Here is a 19,233-nt window from a genome sequence, read left to right as displayed (position 1 = left end):
ACTGCCACCCGTTATTGCGCCGTCAGGCGGAAATACCGCCCTTGCCGAGGCTGACGTTGATGGTGAATTTCGACCCCGGCGATACCGACTTGGTGGTGCGCCAGTTGCGTCCGCCGGGCTCGCGGATCAGCGCCACGAAGCCGAGTGCTGTCGCGTTCGGCTCGACCGTGATGGTCTTGGCGGCGGTCTTGCCCGGAGCGACGGAGATCGCGTCGGATCCGATGAGGTCGGCGCCGAGCGCCGAGCCCGCATCGCCCTGCAGCGCGAAATAATCGGCAGAATTGAACTTGCCGGTGCTGGCAAGCCGCATCACCAGCACGGTCACCGGCCGATCGCCGCCGCCCGGCCCCGGATTCATGCCGGCGCCACCGGTCACATTGACCGAGATGACCGATGGTTTCGGCGGGCCGCTCTGGCAAGCCGCAAGCAGCCCCGTCGCGCCGAGGGCAACGATGAATTCGCGTCTGTCGATCATGTTTCACTCCTCTTCATATGCATCCCTGAAGTCGGCGCCGATTTCGCCTAGGAAGCTCGATTCCGCGCTCTGGGCGATGTCGCGGTGGCGTTTCTGGTAGAGCTCCCACAGCTTGGCGTTGCGTCCGCCCGAAAGCAGGTTGCCGAGCGCGGAATTGGATTTGAGCTCTTCCTCGATCGCCGCTGGATCGAAGCGGTCGATCATGCGCCGCAGCGCCGCCTGCACGCCGCGCCAGGCGCGCACGTGATGCTGCGCGAGATCCTTCACCGCATCGCCGATCGCCGCTTCGCCCGAAAGAAAGCCCGGGCTGCGCTCCGAGATGATGGTGACGATGACGTCCTCGACCGTCGGCAGGAATTTGAGCGGATTGACCTCGGAGGCCCCGACCATCGTCTGGGCGACGCGTGCGCTGCCCTTTTCCTCGGCGCGCTTGCGCAGGAGCTGCATCAGGCCATCCAGCATCAGCCTGTATTCGCGCCCGAATTTCTCCATTTCGGCGATGGCGTCGCGGCCGGGAAAATCGGCCTCCTCGACACCCATGCCGCGCAGGAACGCGGCGCGAAGCGCCATCTCCGTCGCCGGTGCCGCGTGCGCCGGGCGCGACGGTTTGGGGGCAGCTACGGAGCGCGGCGGCGGGGGAGGCTCGACCGCCTGGCTCGGCATATCCCATGGATGAGCGGCGGCTTGAGGCCTTTCTGCCTGCTGCCCGCCACGACCGGGCGGATTGCCGCTGTTGGGTGAAGCAGGCGTCGAGGCCGGTCCAAAGCTGAAGTCGTCATCGAAGCTGGACGGCTTGGGCGTGGGTTCGGCCGCATCGCCACGCGACGGCATGTCGCCGAAGCCGAACGGGTCGGACCGGCCGGCTGCCGCGTCGTCGGTCGAGGCCGGTGTTGCCACCGGGTCGAGGCTGAACGGGTCGTCGAAGGCAGGCGAGCTGCGCTGGTTCGAGGCGCGATCGTAAGCGCCGGGCACAGGCTGTTCGAACGGATCGGGCAGGTCGGCCGGCCGCGGCCGACGCGGCTCTTCCTCGACCTTGGCCGAAAAGAAATCGTCGCCGCCGATGCTGGGCGGCGTTCGCGCTCCCGGCGATGACCATTGAGGCGTCGATTGGTTGGCCGCCGGCGCCTGACCGACCGACGTCTGGCCCGCTTTGGGCTGGACCTCGACATACAGCACATAGTCGCCCATGCGCAGTCGCATGCCGCTTTGCAGCCGTGTCGACCTGCCGGCGCCGAGCGGGCTGTCGGAATCGTCTATGAACAGCCCACTGCTCGACGTGTCTGTGACGAAATAGCCATCGCGGCCGCCGCTGATCTTGCAATGCGCGCGCGAGACGAACATGTCCGGATCGTCGATCTGCCAGCCGGCATCGGCGCTGCGGCCGATCACCAATTCGCCCTCGTCCAGGCGGGTCTGTCTGACCACCTGGGACCGTGGCCCCTGTTCGAGCGTCAGCAGCAGGCTCATGCCGCCACCTCCGCCATTTCCGGCCGCCAGCCGACGACCGTGCGCAGCCTGAGGTCGTCGGCGTCTCCCCGTTCAGCAGGCCGTGGAAGCCAGGCCGTTCGGCCGAGCTGGACAGTTCCGATCTTCGGCGGCGGCACGGCCTCGCGCGCAAGCACAATCCGCACATCGACGTCGAGCGCTTCCCCGATCATGTCGCGCACGGCCTTCCCGAACAGCGCAAGGCGCCGGCCGCCGGGCAGGAATGACCTGAAATCCTCGAAGGAGAGCGGGCCGACGCGCAATTCGATCCGGCTCTGGCGGCTGAAGACGCGCGGCCCGATCGTGGCGCCGCGCCCGAGCGCCGCATAGGCCTTGCCGACGCGGCTCTGCAGCGCCGCCGGAATAGTGATCCAGGCGGCGACGAACTCCTTGATCTCCACCGGCACCTTGAAGGCCGTGGCGAGGAACAGCGTCAGCCGCTCGGCGCCGTCGACCTGGTTGGCCAGCGATGCCGCCTGGCGCAGCCGCACCGTGTCGAGCTCGGGATCCTGGGTACCCGGAAGGCCAATGCCCGCCAGGGCTTCCAGCATGGCGCGGACGCGACCGCCGACCGATCGTTCGACCTGCACCGCCGGATGCGCGTCCGCCCAGGCGCGGTAATAGAGGGCTATCATCCGGTGCTGGAGGATGTTGACGAAGTCGACGAAGGTTGTGTCGCTGGTCTGCTCGGCATCGGCGCCGCTGAACCAGCGCTGGGACAGCCGGTCGAGCACCCAGCGCGTCAGATGCAGCGGCATTGGACCTTCCGGCCCCAGCAGACCGAGATTGGCGACGGTAATCCGCGCCGGGGCCTTCTCGCCCGCCTCCTGGAATTTGACCACATCCCTGGCCGAAAAGCTCAGCCGCACGTGCTGGCCGAGCCGCGCCGGTTCGCGATTGGCCTGGCCGGAATAGCCGAACAGCCCGCCTCTCTGCTCCAGCCGGCGCAGCAGCTCGAAGAAGTCGAAGCCCTCCGACAGCGCGGCTTCGCTCGCGGCAGGCTTCGCTAGATCAGGTAGCGATTGCCGGGCGTCATCGGCCATGGCACATCCTCCTGCTTCTGCAGCAGCCGCGTGCGCGTCCGCACGAAGCCGTTTATCCCGGCGTGGCGGGCAAACAGCCGCGCAAGCAGGGCCGAAAGCAGCAGCGTGCTTTGGCCCGCCAGCACCGACTGGTCGACATGCAGCGTCACCTCCGTGCCCCGCCCGAAGCACATCGGACCGTCGATCTTGAGCCGCTCGATCACTGGGCGGGAGTCGATGCGGGTGATCGAATGCACGTTGCGGGCAAGGCTCGGGTCGCCGCGATCGGCATAGAGGTCGAGCAGCGCATGCAGCGGGTCGACGCCGCGGCCTTCCTTGGCAAGGCTCAGGAAGTTGAGCGAGAGCTGCGCCACCAGCCGCCAGGCGAGATTGTCGGCGCGGGATTCGCCTTCGGCGCCTGCCGGGAGCGAGGCCGGGATCGCCGGCTGCGGCGGCCGCAGCGCGCCGAGCAGCTTCACCGTCTCGACCGGGTCGGCCGTCTCCAGCGTCAGCGTCGGCGTGTCGTCCAGGATCGGCAGGTCGCGGTTGGTACAGAGCGCCATGATGTCGAGACGCTTGAGCGGACGGTTCGCCGGGCTTCCCGTGGGGCGCGACACCGCGAGGAAGACATCGTCACCCGTGTAGGAGGTGCGGGTCAGGCCGTCGCGCCGCTCGTCCTCGGTGGCCCGGCGCGGGCGCCGCTCGGTCGAATAGACCCAGCCACTGCCGCGGTTCTGCCCCAGGCTGAACAGCTCGGGAATCTCGGCCTCGCTGCCTTCGGCGTCGGCATCCTCGACCCGGGTGAGGCGAAAAATCTCGAAGTCGCGCGCGCGCGTGCGGTCGGCATGCACCACCTGCCGCGTCCGGCGCGGATCGATCTCGATGACGTTGCATTCGCGCTCGAAGAGATTGATGAGCGGCGTCACGAAGAGCTCGAAATCGCCCGGCGTCACATCGGCGAGCTCGGGCACCGGGCGCCGGAACAGGAAGATGATCTCCAGTCCGGCATCGCATTTGCGCACCACCGGCTGCAGGCCCGCGACCCGCACGTAGTGGAAGCGTTCAGGGATCATGAAATATTCGCGCAGCAGCCGGTAGCCCTCGAAGGTCGGTCGGGTCCGCGGCATCAGCGCCTCGTCGTCGCGGATGCCGACCATTTCGGGCTCGGGCAGGGCGGCGAGCGGATTGGTCTTGCCTTCGGCCCGCGCGCCGACCGCCGAGCAGGCGCCGAAGATGGCGTCGAAGAGGAGCGGCGCCTTGGCGCGGCCGGCGAAATAGAGGTCGAGTCGGTCGAGCGACAGTTCGGAGAGCTTGCCTTTTCCGGTCCGCGCAAGCGCGACGCGGAGCGCGGCTTCGCCACGCACGCCGCCGACTGGGCCGATGCCCGCCGCCGCCAGCCCGCTGCGGTCCTGGTAATAGCTGACCGAGGTGATGGCGATCGGCCACAGCGTCACCTCTTGCGCCGTGGTGAAGGTCGAGCGCGTCGAAAGCCCCGGGCGCAGGCTGGAAACCAGCCGCGTGCCGCGCGCGACGGCATGGCCGGCGGTCATCGACTGCACCTGCTGGCCGGGCTTAAGCACCGCCATCGCCGTTGCCGGCGCAGGCGTGACCAGATCCGGATAGAGCACATCGAGCACGGCGCGCGAGAAGCGCGAGCGCTCCGCATCGACCTTCAGCCTGGTGCGCGCGGCAAGGAAGGCCACGCCGTCGAGCAGCCGTTCCACATAGGGGTCGGGGCAGGGGACGGTGTCGAGGGAGAGATTGCGGGCGACTGCCGGATGCATGTCCGCGAATTCGGCGGCCAGCGCCCGGATATGGGTCAGTTCCTCTTCGTAATATTCCACGAAGACCCGATCCATCTCAGGTCTCCCGGAATTCGGTTCGTGCCAGGCCGTTGTCGAGATTGATCGTGGTGCGCAGGCGCATGCGTTCCGGCGTCGGCGTCATGATCAGCACGGCGTCGATCTCGATCTTCAGACCGACGCTCTTGTCGCCGAGGGTGACATTGACCGTCGTGGCGCTCTCCTTGAGACGCGGCTCGAAGGTGGCGAGTACCGAGCGGATCTCGCGCGCCAAAATATCGCGGTCGAAGTCCCGCGACGAGCGGCCGGAGAAGGACGGCACGCCATAGTTGACGACGCTGCGGCGCACCTCCGGAAAGTCGGCCAGCGGCGGCAGCTCGTGGAGGGGCTGTTCGTGCTCGGCATCGGAGAGCATCGGCACCGACTCGAAGCGCTCGGTGTTGAACAGGGCCTCGATGTCGCGGCGCACGGCTTCCCGAAGCACGCGTGCCGACACCACCACGCCACGGCTTTCGATCTCGGTGCGGTGCTCGGTCTGGAAGATCAGCCGCTGCAGGCGCCGCTTCTGGTCTGCCGTCAACTCGGCATCGGCATCGATGGCGCGCGCGCTGCCGGCAAGAAGAGCCTCGACGCGCTCGGCGCCGAGTTCTTCTTCCAGCAGGCGACGCAGCCCGTCTATCTCCGAGGTCAGGCCCGGCAGGTCGTTGATGAGGCGGTCCCAGAGGGAGGGCTGGACCGCCTCGCGCTTTGCCCGCGAACTGCCGGCAAGCTGCGCCTTCGCGCCGGGCCGTTTGGCCTCACTTGCCGACATAGACATCCATTTCGATCTCGTCGTCCTTGTTGTAGACGAACTTGATCTTCTTGTAGGCGAAGCTGACGTCTTCCTCGATCAGATCGGCCTCGTCCTCCGCTTGCCTCATGTCGTATTCCATGACGGACGCATCGGTGAGCGTCACCACCAGATAGTCGCTGGTCTCGCCGTCGATGGTGCGGCGCGCCGAAAACACCACCTCGTCGAGCGCCTTGTTCTCGAACAGTGCCTTCTTCAGGTACGGCGAGGACTTGTCGTAGTGCTTGGTGAATTTGATCATCCCCATCGACACGCGGCCGCGCCGCGAGAGCGAATTGGGGTCGTAGGGAGCCACCATCTTGTAGTCGACGCCATGGACTTCGATCTCGTCTTCATGGCCGTCACGCTTGCTGGGGCCCTTGATATCGGGGACTTTCAAAAAACCATCGATCTTCACTGACATTGTCTTTCTCCACCGCTTTCAAACGAAACAAGATAACTTTGCTTACGATTTCAGCCCTTCACTGACGGCAGTTCCGACACCAGCCGGAGCGAGGCGTTGATGCCTTCCAGCTGGTAGTGGGGACGCAGATAGAAACGGGCATTGTAGTAACCGGGCCGGCCTTCGACGCTGTCGACCTGGACCTCGGCCGCGGCAAGCGGGCGCTTGGCGCGCGCCTTGTCGTCGGCAAAGGCTGGATTGGCCAGCACGTACCGGTTGATCCATTCGGTCAACCAGATCTGCATGTCGGTGCGTTCCTTGAACGAGCCGATCTTGTCGCGCGCAATCGCCTTGAGGTAGTGCGCGAAACGGGACACCGGGAAGAGATAAGGCAGGTTGGCCGAGAGCCGCTCGTTCGACTGGGCGTCTGGATCGACCAGCCGACCGGCGCGCGTTTCGTCGTCCTGCAATGAATGGGCGCCGATGAAGGCGGCAAGATCGGTGTTCTTGCGGTGCAGGATCGGCATCAGGCCGAGCTTGGCGAGCTCCGCCTCGCGCCGGTCGTCGATGGCGACCTCGGTCGGGCATTTCATCGCGATCGATCCGTCGTCGGTCGGGAAGGCATGCACCGGCAGGTTGAGCACCGTGCCGCCGTTTTCGACGCCGCGGATCTGCGTGCCCCAGCCATAGAGCTTGTGGCTGCGGTTGATGTTGACACCCATCGGGAAGGCGGCGTTCATCCAGACATATTTGTTGTGGTCGCCACCCACCTCTTCCTCGAAGGTGAAGCCCTTAACCGGCACCGTCTCCGTCCCGTACGGCAGCCGTGCCAGCACGCGCGGCATGGTGAGGCCGATATAGCGGGCGTCCTCGCTCTCGCGCAGCGATTGCCACGAGGCATAGGCCGGGTTGTTCACGATCATCTGCAGGTCTTGCGGGTTGGGCAGTTCCTGCCAGCTGTCCATGCGGAACAGGCGCGGCGAGGCGGCGGCGATGAAGGGCGTGTGCGCCGAGGCGCAGACACCCGAAATGTTGCGCAGCAGGCCGACGTCGCGCGGATGGTTGGAGAATTCGTAGGCGCCGATGATGCAGCCGATCGGCTCGCCGCCCAGCATCGAATACTCGTCCGTGTAGACTTTCTTGAAGATCGGGCTCTGGTCCCACATCTGGCCTTCATAGTCTTCGAGCGTGTCGGCCAGCTGCTCCTTGGAGATGTTCATCACCCGGATCTTGAGGTGTTTCGCATCCGTCTCGGTGTTGTTGATGAGATACCAGAGGCCGCGCCAGGTGCCTTCCATCTCCCGCACTTCCGGCGCGTGCATGATCTCGTTGACCTGCGTCGTCAGCATCTTGTCGATGCCAGCGATGAGGGACTTGATCGATTTGATCGCGTTGGACGAGATCGTGGTGGTCTCGGAGCGCGACTGCGCCGCGAGCGCAAGGTTGCGCACCAGCTGCTGCAGCTTTTCCGAGTCGTCCTTCTTGACCTTGAAATCCTTTTCCAGGAGTCCGCTGAATTCGCCGAGATCTATTGCTTCCGCCTCGGCGGTGGCGGCTGCGGTCTTTTGCTGTTCAGCCATGACTTACTCCTCGCCCTTGCCGTCAGATATCGCCTGGCTGGCGATCTTGCTCAGCAGCGGCTCGTTGTTCAGAAGCTGCGCGATGCGCTTCTCGGCGTCGACGCGGCCGTCCATGAAGCCGAGCAGCTCCTCGAGCTGGCGGCGCATCTTGAGGATCTCGGCCAGCTGCGGGACCTGTTCGGCGACCTTGTCCGGCGCGAAATCGCCCATCTTCGAGAAGGTGAGGTCGACCGCGAGCTCCTCGTCGCGCTCGGCGCCCTCGGCCTGCGGCAGGGTGTTCTTCACCCGTGCCTTCACGCGTGGCCCCATGGCCTCCATGAATTTGGGGAAGCGGTTTGCGTCGGTCTCGACAAAGTTGCGGTCGAGCACCGACTTCATCGCTTCCTTGGTCTGTGAGGCGCCGGAAAGATCGGCCATCACGGCCATGACGAACGGCAGTTCGATCGTCGTCGGGCTGCCGTAGGTTTCAACGTCGTAGGCGATCTGCACGCGCGGCGCGCGGTTTCTTTCGATGACCTTCGCTTTGCTCTCTGCTGGCATGCTAGTTACCTTTCATCCTTCTGGGCCGGCTTCTTGGGATCGGGGACACCGGCAAGCTGCCGGAACTCCTTCAGCCCCGACGGGGCGAGATCTTCCATCAGTTCCACGAAATCCATGTGGACCATGCGGCGCACGCGGCGGGCGAGGTGCGGGATAGGGCTAGACGGCTCGGTGCGGTCATAGAAGGCGACGACGAGGTCGAGGCACCTGACGACATCGTCGCGCGAGGTGATCCGGTCGGGCAGTCTGGCGCCCGGTTCGGCATGACTTGCGACACTTGCCATCGTTTCGGCTCCCATCGCTTCCGCTCCCCCGGCTTGATAGCCGTTTCCGGTTGGCGCTGCCGTTTCCGCCGGCTGCATGACTGGCTTTGCGGCCCCATTCGCGGCAGCGCCGGCGGCCGAATTCCGCTCCAGCGTCGTCAGCAAACGTTGCAGGAACCGTCTCAATTCCGGGATGGTGGGCCCGTTGCCGTCGATACGCTTGTTGAGGGCGGCATCGACCTCGTCGAGGGCGGCGATCGCCGCACGGGCGTCGGCGAGCAGCGAGGTCATCGCGTCGCCGGCCTGATCGATCTGCGCCGCGCAGCCGCTGCGTACCCGGTTCAAGAGCTGGCTGTGGGCACTCGCCAGCGCCGCCTTTTCGGAAGCCCCCAATCCGGAAGCCGCTTCTTGGAGCATGACGCGCTCGTCGAGCGCGCCCTGTTCGAGATCGCGGCCGCTGATCGGACCGATCTGGCGCGGCGAAAAGAAGATCGTCTCGCGCAGGTTCGCCACCAGCCCGTCCTGGGCGTTCTGGAGATCGAGCAGCGCATTGATGCGGCGCAAGGCGGCGTCGCGCGGCTGCGCGTTGGGCCGCAATGCCGGATGCATCGTCTCCCAATGCTGGTCGAAGGTCCTGGCGATCAGCGTCAGGCCTTGGGCGAGCCCGGCCAGCCTTTCTTCGTTGGCCAGAGCGCGCGCGACGATCACCAGCAGGCGCAGATCCCGGCCGCGAGAGCGAAGCTCTTCCGCCTTGTCGAGGACGGCCGCCCAGTCGACCGGGCTGGCTTGCGAGGTAGGCTTGTTGTTGCCGTCATGGACGACTTTGACCTGGGGTTCGGTCAGGCGCTCCAACTCGTGGAAGGCCGGGTCGTTGCGCAAATCCTCACCCGACGGATTCTCACCGTTCAGAGGATTGAGCCAGAGTGCGAGATCAATCACACTAACCCCCAGCCAGCGGCCCTGAGACCCCTATGTGACGCGACGTTATCACATGGCCTCACTTTATCACAATTGAGCAGCCGCTCAAAAACTAACGGAAGCTAAACGCGACCGTTCTCTTCGGCGAAACCCATTGCGCGATTGCCGGGCCCGGTATGTGAAATGGCTCGCATAGCCCGGACAGTAATCCGGTGTTTGTTGGACGAGTTTGCAAGGCTTGTGTAACCGGGCGGTGCCGCCCGGGGGGATCCGAACGCCTTATTCGTCACACGACTTTGTCAAGTAGCCGCTTATATGGCAGGGTACGGTCGGCAGATTGCGGGAGCAGGTTCGATGGAACAGCGCCGGTCATCGCAGAGCTTCAAGCGTAAGGAACTGGTCGCCAAGCTCAACGCCACGGGGGTGCGCGCCTTCAAGGCCGCGGCCGACACCGCCAAGCTGCGCGGCAACCCCTATGTCGAGCTCGTCCATTTCATCCAGCAGTTGGTGCTCTCCGAGCGCTCGGACGTGCAGATGATCGTCGCCGACGCCGGGCTGGATGTCAGCCGGCTCACCGCCGACCTGACCCGGGCGGTCGACAAGCTGCCCTATGGTGCGACCTCGGTGGAGGAATTCTCCGACCATATCTTCCACGCCATCCAGGAAGGCTGGAACCTTGCGACGCTGGAATTCGGCGTCGAGGAGGTGCGAAGCTCTCACATCCTGCTTGCCTGCCTGAAGACGCCGGTGCTGGAAGGCCTGGTCTCCAAGATCAGCGCCGAGTTCGACAGGATCGATGCGGACGGGGTCATTTCCCGCTTCGCCGATGTCACCGAAGGCTCGCTCGAAGCCGGCTCACCTCCCGCCGCAGCCGTCACGGAGACGCCGATGAAGCGCGGTCCTGGCGGGGATTCGGCGCTGGCGAAATATGCGACAGACCTCACCCAGCGCGCCCGCGACGGCAAGATCGATCCGGTCGTCGGCCGCGATCCGGAGATCCGGCAGATCGTCGACATCCTGATGCGACGCCGGCAAAACAACCCGATCCTCACCGGCGAGGCGGGGGTCGGCAAGACGGCGGTGGTCGAGGGCTTTGCACTGCGCATCGCGCAGGGCGACGTGCCGCCGACGCTTGAGAACGTCAGCGTGCGCATGCTCGATGTCGGGCTGATGCAGGCGGGCGCCAGCGTCAAGGGCGAATTCGAGAAGCGCCTGAAGGCGGTGATCGACGAAGTCCAGGCATCCGAAGTGCCGATCATCCTGTTCATCGACGAGGCGCATACGCTGATCGGCGCCGGGGGCGCTGCGGGAACAGGCGATGCCGCCAATCTCTTGAAACCGGCATTGGCGCGCGGCGAGCTGCGCACCATTGCCGCCACGACCTGGGCCGAATACAAGCAGCACATCGAGAAGGACCCGGCGCTGACCCGCCGCTTCCAGGTGGTCAGGATCGAGGAGCCGTCCGAAGCGGTGGCCGTGCTGATGCTGCGCGGCGTTGCCGGGGTGCTGGAGCAGCACCACAAGGTGCAGGTCCTGGACGAGGCGATCGAGGCGTCGGTTGCCCTTTCGCACCGCTACATCCCGGCGCGGCAACTGCCGGACAAGGCCGTCAGCCTGCTCGACACCGCCTGTGCTCGCGTCGCCGTTTCGCAGCATGCGACGCCCGCCGAGGTCGAGGACATTCTGCGCCGCCGCCAGGCGCTGGAGGTCGAGCAAGGCATCATCGGCCGCGAGGCGGCGATCGGCATCGACGTCGCCGACCGGCAGGCCAGGGTCGCGGCCGGGCTGGCCGAAACCGAAACGACGCTTGCCGCCGCCCAGGCGCGCTGGGACCGGGAGAAGGCGCTGGTCGCCGAGATCCTCGACCTGCGCGCCAAACTGCGCGGCGAAGGGGTGCCGCTCGATGCGGCGGCAGCCGAAGAGGCTGTCGCGGAAACGGAGAGCGTGGCGGGTGCAGCAAAAGCACCTGAGCAAAAGCTCGCCGAGAGCAAGACTGTCGAGACCAAGAGAGCCAAGGCTTCGAAAACCAAGGCGGCTGCAAAGGCCGAAGCAGCTTCCGCTGAGCCGGTGGATGAAGCCGCCGCCGATCTCGCGCGGCTGCGCGAATTGATGGCGGAACTTGCCGCGGCGCAGGGCGAGACGCCGCTGATCCTGCCTTCGGTCGACCGCAATGCTGTCGCCGCCGTGGTGCAGGACTGGACCGGTATCCCGACCGGACGGATGCTCTCCAGCCAGACCGAGAAGGCGCTGAAGCTCGCGGCCACCTTGTCCGAGCGCGTGGTCGGCCAGGACCATGCGATGGAGATGATCGCCAAGCGCGTGCAAACCAGTCGGGCCGGCCTCGGCGCCCCGGAAAAGCCGGTGGGGGTGTTCCTGCTCTGCGGGCCTTCAGGTGTCGGCAAGACGGAGACCGCGCTGGCGCTCGCCGAGACGCTATACGGCGGCGAGCAGAACCTGATCTCGATCAACATGTCCGAGTTCCAGGAAGCGCATACCGTCTCGACGCTGAAGGGCGCGCCGCCCGGCTACGTCGGCTACGGCAAGGGCGGCATCCTGACCGAGGCGGTGCGGCGCAAGCCTTACTCGGTGATCCTACTCGACGAGGTCGAGAAGGCGCATCCGGACGTCCACGAGATCTTCTTCCAGGTCTTCGACAAGGGCATGATGGACGATAGCGAGGGCCGTCGCATCGACTTCAAGAACACGCTGATCCTGCTTACCTCGAACGTCGGCTCGGACGTCATCATGGAGCGTACGAAGAACGGCGCGGTGCGGACCGGGATCGACGATCTGGACACCGCGCTGCGCACCCCGTTGCTGAAAGTCTTCCCGGCGGCGTTCCTCGGCCGGGTGGTGACCATTCCCTACTATCCGCTGTCGGATTCCATGATCGAGGCGATCACCCGCCACCAGTTCGCCAAGATCGCGCGGCGCCTCAAGGCGACCAACGATGCCGAGCTGGTCATCGGCGACGGCGTCATGGATCTGGTCAAGGCGCGCTGCACCGAGATCGAATCCGGCGGTCGCATGATCGACGCCATCCTCACCAACACGCTGCTCCCGGAACTCAGCCGCGGCCTGCTCAACCGCTCGCTGGACGGCGAGAAGATGACGAAGGTCACGGTCGGCGCCTCGGCGGAAGGGTTCACCTATTCCTTCGAGTAGCGGGGGCTGGGCGCAGAAAAATTGGCGTCGATGTCACATTCGGCGGGTCGTCGCTCGTCATGAGGTCGGAACCAACGAAAGGAACCGACCATGACTGCCAGACTTGATCCCCTTGCCGCCGCCCCTTCGCTGATGAAGGAATGGCACCGCGCCTCTTTGGCCATCGCATCCAGCCTCGATCCGGCTCTCGCCGAGCTCATCGAGATCCGATCCTCGCAGATCAACGGCTGCGCCAACTGCATCAACATGCACTCGACCTATGCCCGCGAACGCGGCGAAACCGAGCAGCGCATCTATTTGCTGTCGGCCTGGCGCGAGGCGCCATGCTACACCGACCGCGAGCGCGCCGCGCTGGGCTGGACCGAGGCGCTGACGCGGATCAGCGAAGGCCACACCCACGAGGCCGCCTATGTAGCGCTGAAGGACCATTTCACCGAGGAGGAGCGGGTGAAGCTCACCCTGATGATCAACATCATCAACGGCTGGAACCGCATCGCGGTCGGCTTCGGCGGCTTTGTCGATCCGGCGGCCGTGAAGGCTGCCAACGCGAAGGCCTCCAACAAGGCGGCCGCAGCTTGACGACGGAGCCGGCATCATCCGCGGGCGCGGCGGCGGCGTTCGAGCCGCTGCGCCCGAAGCTCATGCGGGTCGCCTACCGCATGCTGGGCTCTGTGGCGGATGCCGAGGACATCGTGCAGGAGGCCTTCATCCGCTGGATGAGGGCCGACCGCGCCGCGGTGCGCGAGCCTGAGGCTTTTCTGCGCCGCACGGTCACGCGCCTCTGCCTCGACCAGCTCAAATCCGCCCGCCGCCAGCGCGAGAGCTATGTCGGCTCCTGGCTTCCCGAGCCAGTCGTCGAGGACGACGAGGTCGATGATGTCAGCCTGCCGCTGATGCTGGCGCTGGAGCGCCTGTCGCCGCTCGAGCGGGCGGCCTTCCTGCTGCACGACGTGTTCGGGCTGCAGTTCGAGGAGGTCGCGGCGGAGATCGAGCGCGATCCCGCCGCCTGCCGTCAGCTCGCCGCCCGCGCGCGCAGCCATGTCCGCGAGGCGCGGCCGCGCTTCAAGGTCGAGAAAGAGCGCGGCCTTGAGCTTGCGGAAGCCTTCTTCAACGCCTCGCGCAGCGGCGACATGAAGGCGCTCGGCGCCATGCTGAGCGCCGACGTCAGCGCCCATGCCGACGGCGGCGGCAAGCGCCCGGCGGCGATAGAGCCGGTCTTCGGATTCGATGCCGTGATGAAACAGTACGAGACCGTCATCGCCTGGCTTAAGGGCAATCGCTCGCAGCTTGTCCGCTTTGGCTTCATCAACGGGTTGCCCGGCTTCGTCACGCTCGAGGCCGATGGCGAGCTCCAGACGACTGCGCTGGACATCGAGGACGGCAAGATCGCGGCGATCTATGTGATGCGCAATCCCGACAAGCTGCGGCATCTGCACTAGCGACCGGAGAGAACCCCACCTGCAACACGGCTGTCGGAACCTTTGTCCCGTTGACGATTTTGGCTATATGTTTGGGTACCGAGACGGCCAGAAGGGGTGCTGACAATGACGAAAAACCTTGCGATCTCCGCTTTCGTTCTAGCCGCGGCCATTGGCGTGTCTGGCACGGCGTTCGCCGGCGATCGGCACCACAGGCACCCGGTCCAGCAGGAACGCTATGTTCCGGCCGAAGGCGACCTCATCGATATCCTGTTCGGCGGACCTCGCTACTATGACGCCATGCTGGTCACTACGGCGGCGGGTGCCTGCTCCTATCACCGGACCGGGCCGGACGCGAATGCGTTGAACAAGATCAACGATCATCACTGCGGAAAATAGCTGCCGCTCAGGGCGGCTTTTTACACCGCACGGCCGCTCGACAAGTCGCGACCACGGCTACTCCTGTCAATCCTGGTCGGGTTTGCCGAGGGCTGGCTGGTCGGACGGCCAACTGCTGGTTGCTGCCGCCCCCTGCGCGCGCCATAGGCCATCGCACACATTTGGCCCAGGTATTGTATACAATAATGAAGAATGATGTTGACAATCTTTCGCAGTCGGTTTCCCTTTAGCTATCCGCGCAGCCTGAGAGCAAAACACAAGGCGCGATAACCAAAGGGGAACCGCAAAATGATCAATCGACGCTCGACTCTGAAATCGATGGTGCTTGGCGCCGTCTCGACCCTGGCCATCGCCGCTGTCGGCATTCCGTCCGCGCAGGCTGAAAACAAGGAACTGAAGATCGGCTTCGTTGGCGTCACCAGCGGCCCTGCCGCCGCCTGGGGCACCTCCAATGTGCGCTCGATGCAGACGCGCGCCGCCTGGCTCAACGAAAAAGGCGGCGTCAAGATCGGCGACGACACCTACAACATCAACATCGTCACCTTCGACGACCAGAAGGACCCCAAGCGCGCCATCGCCGGTATGGAGAAGATGGCGCAGGAAGGCATCCACTATGTCGTCGGACCGAATGTCGATGACGGCGCCGCCGCGGTGCGCCCCGTCGCCGAGGCCAACGGCATCATCTATTTCCCCTATGCCTTCCCCAAGGCGCTCTACCAGAAGCCGGCCTCTAACGCGGTGCTCGGCATGATCGCCAACTACCAGTCGGGCCCGGCGATCTACAAATACCTCAAGGAAAACAAGGGCGTGAAGACGATCGCCTTTGTCGCCGCAAACGAATCCGACCCGCTCAGCCAGCGTGACAGCGGCGTCGAGGCGGCCAAGGCACTCGGGCTCGACGTCGTCGCCCAGAACGACACCTACCAGAACGACACCCGCGACTTCACGCCGGTGCTGACGCCGATCGTGGCGCTGAAACCCGATCTGCTGGTGCTGTCCGGCGTGGCGCCGGCCAACGCGCCGCTGCTCATCCGCGCCGCCCGCGAGCTCGGCTACGAGGGCCTGATCTCGACCGAAACGGCGCAGGACGCCAAGGTTCTGGAAGAGGGCGCCGGCGAATACGCCAACGGCTTCATCTCCGTCGGCGGCGCTTCCACGCCGGAGATCGCCTCCGACGAGATGAAGGAGTTCGTCGCCCGCTACACCAAGATGTTTGGCGAATACAACGACGAGTCCAACACCAAGGTCTACGCGCTGGAATATATTCTCGACACGCTGAAGGCCAATCCCGCCGCCATCAACGATGTCGCCGAATTCAAGAAGACCATCGACACCTTCTCGGCGCCCAATCCCTTCCTGAAGGGCGACGCCAAGCTGAGCTATGTCGGCTCGACATCCTTCGGGCAGAAGCGCCAGCTGGCGGTGCCGATGGTGGTCAACGAATACAAGGACGGCGCTTTCCAGACCCTGTTCGTCGGCTCCGTCGACTAGGGTCGGGTTCCTAGGTTACTTCCTCCCGCATACCGGGGGTCCGGGTGTTGTCCCGGGCCCCGCGGAAGATCGAAGGTCTCCATGGAACAGGTCATCGCCAACGGATTGTATCTCGGTGCCCAATACGCGCTGATCGCGCTTGGGCTCACCCTGATCTTCGCCCTGATGAACGTGCTCAACTTCGCCCATGGGCAGATGTACGTGCTGGGCGGGTTCATCACCTACACCGTCTATGGCCAGCTCGGCCTGCCTTTCGTTCTGGCGCTGCTGGCCTCTGGCGTGACGCTCGCCGTCATCGGCGCGCTGATGGAGAAGTTCCTCTTCCGCACCGTCATCAGGCGCAGCCACCGCGAGGAAAGCACGATGCTGCTCGCCGCGGCGACCGCGTTCTTCTTCGACGCGGTCATTCTGCTCATCTTCGGCGAGAAGCAGCGCGGCGTCCCAAAGATCGTCAAGGGCGTCTTCAACGATGCAGGCATCATCATGCCTTACGACCGGTTGGTCGTCGGCGCTTTGGCCATCCTCTTCATCGCTGCCTTCGTGCTTTACATGCAATACAGCCGGGTCGGCCGCGCCATGCGGGCGCTCGCCCAGGACCGCGTCGCGGCCCAACTGATGGGGGTGCGGGTCGACCGCTATTCGATGATCGGCTTTGCCATGGGCGCCATGCTGGCGGGCGTCGTCGGCGGCCTTCTGGTCACCATCACCGGCGTCAATTCGGGCATCGGCGGCCCGATCTCGATCAAGGCTTTCCTGATGGTGATGATCGGCGGCGCCGGCGTCGTCGGTGGCGCGATCGCCGGCGGCTTCATCCTCGGCATGATGGAGTCGGTCGGCCTGACCGTGCTGCGCGAATATGGCGATGTCACCTATCTCGTCATCTTCGCCGCCCTGATGGTGTTCCTGTCGATCCGCCCCAACGGGCTGATGGGCAAGCCGTGGGGTTGATCGCACCATGACCCGCAGTCGCAATCTGAAAATCGCCTCGGTCGCAGCCTTCCTCGCGATCGTCTTCATCGCCGTTCCGGCCGCGATCTCGGCAAGCGGCCGCATCGACCTCTATTACACGCTGACCTCGGTGGCGCTGCTCAGCATCGCCAGCGCCGGCGTCTGGCTCACCTTCTATATCGGCCGCATCAACATCGGCCAGGGCGCCTATGCGCTGGCGGGTGGCTATGTCTCGGCCATACTGGTGATGAACCACGGCTGGTCGTTCTGGCTGACGCTCCCCGTGGCCGGTCTCTTCTGCGCCGCCGCAAGCGTGCTGATCGGCCTGCCGATCCTGCGGCTGCGCGGCGTTTACTTCGCCATGGTGACGCTGACGCTGACCGAGGTCGCGCGGCTCTTGGCGCTGGCGTTGCCGATCACCAACGGCGCCAAGGGCATCGTCAGCATCCCGCTGCCCGGCGCGCTGTCGGTCTTCGGCCTGACGATCATCCCTGATTTCGCCACGCTGCAGAACTCGCGGCTCGCCTTCTACCTGCTGGCGGTCACGCTGATGGTGGTCTGTTTCGGCGTCATGTACAGGCTGGTCCATTCGCGCATCGGCAAGCTCTGCCAGTCGCTGCAGCAGAACGAGGAGCTCGCCTCTTCGATCGGCGTCAACATCGCCTATCTGCGCGTCATCGCCTACGCCGTCTCCTCCTTCTTCGGCGGTGTCGCCGGCGCCATCTTCGCCGCCATCTCGCAGTCGATCTATCCGTCGAGCTTCACGGTCACCGATTCCGTCAACTTCATGCTGAACTGCTTCCTTGGCGGCCTAGGTTACGTGTTCGGGCCGATGCTCGGCACGCTGGTGCTCTATTTCGGCTGGGACCTGTTGTTCCAGACCGGCGAGCTCCAGCTCCTGATCTACTCCGGACTGATGATCGTCCTGATGCTGGTGCTGCCCAACGGCCTGCTCAGCCTCGCAGCTTCGACCCGCAGGAAGGCTTGAGCCATGGCCGAAATGCTCGAAGTCTCCGGTCTCAGCAAACGCTTCGGCGGTCTGGTCGCGGTCAACAACGTCTCCTTTTCGGTGCGCGAGAAGGAGATCCTGTCGGTGATCGGCCCGAACGGCGCCGGCAAGTCGACGCTGTTCAAGCTGATCTCGTCGTTCCTTAGGCCGACATCGGGCGAGGTGCGCCTGAAGGGCGAGCGTATCTCCGGCCTCGCGCCGCACATCGCCGCCCGCAAGGGCGTCGTCCGAACCTTCCAGGAGACGACGATATTCAAGAACATGAGCGTGCGCGAGAACGTCATCATCGCGCACCATCTGCGTTCGAAGGCGAGCCTTGCCGGCTTCTTCCTCGGCACCGGCACGGCGAGGGCCGACGAGGCGGCTTTCGGGCAGTCCGCCGACGAGATCCTGGCGCTGCTTGGCCTGGCCTCGCTCGCCGACGAGACCGCCCGCAACCTGCCGCACGGCCATTTGCGGGCCTTGGGCATCGCCATCGGCCTTGCCACCAACCCATCGATCCTGCTGCTCGACGAGCCCTTCGCCGGCATGAACCACGAGGAGACGATGCGCATGGTGGCGATGGTGCGGCGCCTGCGCGATCTCGGCCTCACCATCCTGCTCGTCGAGCACGACATGCCGGCCGTGATGAAGATATCGGACCGCATCGTGGTCCTCAATTTCGGGCAGAAGATTGCCGAGGGAACGCCGTCGGAAATCCAGGCCGACGAGAAGGTGATCGAAGCCTATCTCGGCAGCGAAGACGAGGTGATCGGCCTATGAACCAGATCCTGAACTTCGCCGGCGTCGAGCTCTACTACGATCACGTCTACGCGTTGAAGGGCGTCTCGCTCGAGGTCAACGAAGGCGAGACGGTGGCGCTGATCGGCGCCAACGGCGCCGGCAAGTCGTCGATCCTGCGCGCCATCACCGGCCTCAACAGGATCAGGTCGGGCGAGATCCACTACAACGGCAAGCGCATCGACGGCGCCGCTCCCGACGAGATCGTCAAGATGGGCATCGCCATGGTGCCGGAGGGCAGGCGCGTCTTCCCCTATATGACGGTCAGGGACAACCTCCTGATGGGCGCCTTCACGCGCTCGAGCAAATCCGAGATCGCCGCGTCGCTGGAGATGGTGCTGGGGCGCTTCCCGCGCCTCAAGGAGCGCTTCTCGCAGGCCGCCGGCACGATGAGCGGCGGCGAGCAGCAGATGCTGGTCATCGGCCGCGCGCTGATGGCGAAACCGAAGCTTTTGCTGCTCGACGAGCCGTCGCTGGGCGTCGCGCCGAAGCTCGTCCAGGACATCGCCCGCTCGATCGTCGCCATCAACCGCGACGAGAAGGTCAGCGTTCTCCTGGTCGAGCAGAATTCGCGCATGGCGCTGCGCATCTCGCAGCGCGCCTATGCGCTGACCACCGGCAGCGTCGCGCTGAGCGGCAACTCCGCCGAGTTGCTGACCGACGACCGGGTCAAACGTCTTTATCTCGGCGGCGAGATCTGAGGCTG

General features: G+C 65.2%; 18 protein-coding genes. 9 read left to right on the top strand and 9 right to left on the bottom strand.

Translation table 11 applies throughout. The features are described 5' to 3' along the window. Positions 1-22: 22 nt before the first annotated feature. Genes tssJ through tssA form a run of 9 tightly spaced genes read right to left on the bottom strand, consistent with a single transcriptional unit; the run spans position 23 to position 9,338 of the window. Positions 23-475 (bottom strand): type VI secretion system lipoprotein TssJ, encoded by a 453-nt coding sequence (tssJ, locus tag EN853_RS18305; RefSeq protein ID WP_040985738.1) that lies wholly within the window; start codon positions 473-475, stop codon positions 23-25. Positions 476-478: 3 nt separating this feature from the next. Next, complete coding sequence (gene tagH / locus EN853_RS18300) at positions 479-1,942, bottom strand: type VI secretion system-associated FHA domain protein TagH (protein WP_127860985.1); 1,464 nt, start codon at positions 1,940-1,942, stop codon at positions 479-481. Continuing rightward, entirely contained in the window at positions 1,939-3,003 is a 1,065-nt protein-coding gene (gene tssG, locus EN853_RS18295) for a type VI secretion system baseplate subunit TssG (protein WP_127860986.1), read from the bottom strand. Before tssG ends, tagH begins: the two co-directional genes overlap by 4 nt. Then, entirely contained in the window at positions 2,967-4,841 is a 1,875-nt protein-coding gene (gene tssF, locus EN853_RS18290) for a type VI secretion system baseplate subunit TssF (protein ID WP_127860987.1), read from the bottom strand. Before tssF ends, tssG begins: the two co-directional genes overlap by 37 nt. A 1-nt stretch (position 4,842) precedes the next feature. Further along, the gene (gene tssE / locus EN853_RS18285; RefSeq protein WP_127861070.1) at positions 4,843-5,595 is read right to left on the bottom strand and encodes a type VI secretion system baseplate subunit TssE; all 753 of its coding nucleotides are present in this window, start codon (positions 5,593-5,595) and stop codon (positions 4,843-4,845) included. Continuing rightward, entirely contained in the window at positions 5,582-6,037 is a 456-nt protein-coding gene (locus EN853_RS18280; protein WP_127860988.1) for an Hcp family type VI secretion system effector, read from the bottom strand. Before EN853_RS18280 ends, tssE begins: the two co-directional genes overlap by 14 nt. A 50-nt stretch (positions 6,038-6,087) precedes the next feature. Then, the gene (gene tssC / locus EN853_RS18275) at positions 6,088-7,596 is read right to left on the bottom strand and encodes a type VI secretion system contractile sheath large subunit (protein ID WP_127860989.1); all 1,509 of its coding nucleotides are present in this window, start codon (positions 7,594-7,596) and stop codon (positions 6,088-6,090) included. Between the two features lie 3 nt (positions 7,597-7,599). Beyond that, positions 7,600-8,136, bottom strand: a complete 537-nt coding sequence (gene tssB, locus EN853_RS18270; protein WP_127860990.1) for a type VI secretion system contractile sheath small subunit — start codon at positions 8,134-8,136, stop codon at positions 7,600-7,602. Positions 8,137-8,141: 5 nt separating this feature from the next. Then, positions 8,142-9,338: a type VI secretion system protein TssA gene (gene tssA / locus EN853_RS18265; protein ID WP_127860991.1), complete on the bottom strand. Its 1,197-nt coding sequence runs from the start codon at positions 9,336-9,338 to the stop codon at positions 8,142-8,144. Between the two features lie 333 nt (positions 9,339-9,671). On the opposite strand from tssA, the gene tssH reads away from it, so the two are divergent. From tssH to EN853_RS18220, 9 genes are all read left to right on the top strand, one after another. Then, positions 9,672-12,482 carry a type VI secretion system ATPase TssH gene (tssH, locus tag EN853_RS18260; protein WP_127860992.1) on the top strand — a complete coding sequence of 937 codons (2,811 nt, stop codon included), beginning with the start codon at positions 9,672-9,674 and terminating at the stop codon, positions 12,480-12,482. Between the two features lie 90 nt (positions 12,483-12,572). Next, the gene (locus tag EN853_RS18255) at positions 12,573-13,061 is read left to right on the top strand and encodes a carboxymuconolactone decarboxylase family protein (RefSeq protein ID WP_127860993.1); all 489 of its coding nucleotides are present in this window, start codon (positions 12,573-12,575) and stop codon (positions 13,059-13,061) included. A gap of 62 nt (positions 13,062-13,123) precedes the next feature. Further along, a complete protein-coding gene (locus tag EN853_RS18250; protein WP_245517099.1) occupies positions 13,124-13,921 on the top strand; it encodes a sigma-70 family RNA polymerase sigma factor in 798 nt (265 codons plus the stop codon). 105 nt (positions 13,922-14,026) lie between these two features. Continuing rightward, entirely contained in the window at positions 14,027-14,299 is a 273-nt protein-coding gene (locus tag EN853_RS18245) for a hypothetical protein (protein WP_127860994.1), read from the top strand. Between the two features lie 288 nt (positions 14,300-14,587). Further along, positions 14,588-15,790, top strand: coding sequence for an ABC transporter substrate-binding protein (locus tag EN853_RS18240; RefSeq protein WP_127860995.1), 1,203 nt, complete (start codon positions 14,588-14,590; stop codon positions 15,788-15,790). A gap of 81 nt (positions 15,791-15,871) precedes the next feature. Further along, a complete protein-coding gene (locus EN853_RS18235; protein WP_127860996.1) occupies positions 15,872-16,738 on the top strand; it encodes a branched-chain amino acid ABC transporter permease in 867 nt (288 codons plus the stop codon). 7 nt (positions 16,739-16,745) lie between these two features. Further along, entirely contained in the window at positions 16,746-17,726 is a 981-nt protein-coding gene (locus EN853_RS18230) for a branched-chain amino acid ABC transporter permease (protein WP_127860997.1), read from the top strand. A gap of 3 nt (positions 17,727-17,729) precedes the next feature. After that, entirely contained in the window at positions 17,730-18,509 is a 780-nt protein-coding gene (locus tag EN853_RS18225; protein ID WP_127860998.1) for an ABC transporter ATP-binding protein, read from the top strand. Further along, positions 18,506-19,228, top strand: a complete 723-nt coding sequence (locus EN853_RS18220) for an ABC transporter ATP-binding protein (protein ID WP_127860999.1) — start codon at positions 18,506-18,508, stop codon at positions 19,226-19,228. The genes EN853_RS18225 and EN853_RS18220 overlap by 4 nt, the downstream gene beginning before the upstream one ends. The last annotated feature ends 5 nt before the right edge of the window (positions 19,229-19,233 follow it).

Source organism: Mesorhizobium sp. M1C.F.Ca.ET.210.01.1.1 (assembly GCF_004791585.1).
In the GTDB taxonomy this organism is placed as follows: Bacteria; Pseudomonadota; Alphaproteobacteria; order Rhizobiales; family Rhizobiaceae; genus Mesorhizobium.
This window is presented reverse-complemented; position numbering and strand designations above follow the sequence as displayed.

Coding starts and splice junctions, on each gene's coding strand:
- EN853_RS18250 (WP_245517099.1), top strand. CDS start 13,124: ATGCGGGTCGCCTACCGCATGCTGGGCTCTGTGGCGGATGCCGAGGAC.
- tssC (WP_127860989.1), bottom strand. CDS start 7,596: ATGGCTGAACAGCAAAAGACCGCAGCCGCCACCGCCGAGGCGGAAGCA.
- tssE (WP_127861070.1), bottom strand. CDS start 5,595: ATGTCGGCAAGTGAGGCCAAACGGCCCGGCGCGAAGGCGCAGCTTGCC.
- tssB (WP_127860990.1), bottom strand. CDS start 8,136: ATGCCAGCAGAGAGCAAAGCGAAGGTCATCGAAAGAAACCGCGCGCCG.
- tssJ (WP_040985738.1), bottom strand. CDS start 475: ATGATCGACAGACGCGAATTCATCGTTGCCCTCGGCGCGACGGGGCTG.
- tssH (WP_127860992.1), top strand. CDS start 9,672: ATGGAACAGCGCCGGTCATCGCAGAGCTTCAAGCGTAAGGAACTGGTC.
- EN853_RS18240 (WP_127860995.1), top strand. CDS start 14,588: ATGATCAATCGACGCTCGACTCTGAAATCGATGGTGCTTGGCGCCGTC.
- EN853_RS18255 (WP_127860993.1), top strand. CDS start 12,573: ATGACTGCCAGACTTGATCCCCTTGCCGCCGCCCCTTCGCTGATGAAG.
- EN853_RS18220 (WP_127860999.1), top strand. CDS start 18,506: ATGAACCAGATCCTGAACTTCGCCGGCGTCGAGCTCTACTACGATCAC.
- tssF (WP_127860987.1), bottom strand. CDS start 4,841: ATGGATCGGGTCTTCGTGGAATATTACGAAGAGGAACTGACCCATATC.
- EN853_RS18230 (WP_127860997.1), top strand. CDS start 16,746: ATGACCCGCAGTCGCAATCTGAAAATCGCCTCGGTCGCAGCCTTCCTC.
- EN853_RS18225 (WP_127860998.1), top strand. CDS start 17,730: ATGGCCGAAATGCTCGAAGTCTCCGGTCTCAGCAAACGCTTCGGCGGT.
- EN853_RS18235 (WP_127860996.1), top strand. CDS start 15,872: ATGGAACAGGTCATCGCCAACGGATTGTATCTCGGTGCCCAATACGCG.
- EN853_RS18280 (WP_127860988.1), bottom strand. CDS start 6,037: ATGTCAGTGAAGATCGATGGTTTTTTGAAAGTCCCCGATATCAAGGGC.
- tagH (WP_127860985.1), bottom strand. CDS start 1,942: ATGAGCCTGCTGCTGACGCTCGAACAGGGGCCACGGTCCCAGGTGGTC.
- tssG (WP_127860986.1), bottom strand. CDS start 3,003: ATGGCCGATGACGCCCGGCAATCGCTACCTGATCTAGCGAAGCCTGCC.
- EN853_RS18245 (WP_127860994.1), top strand. CDS start 14,027: ATGACGAAAAACCTTGCGATCTCCGCTTTCGTTCTAGCCGCGGCCATT.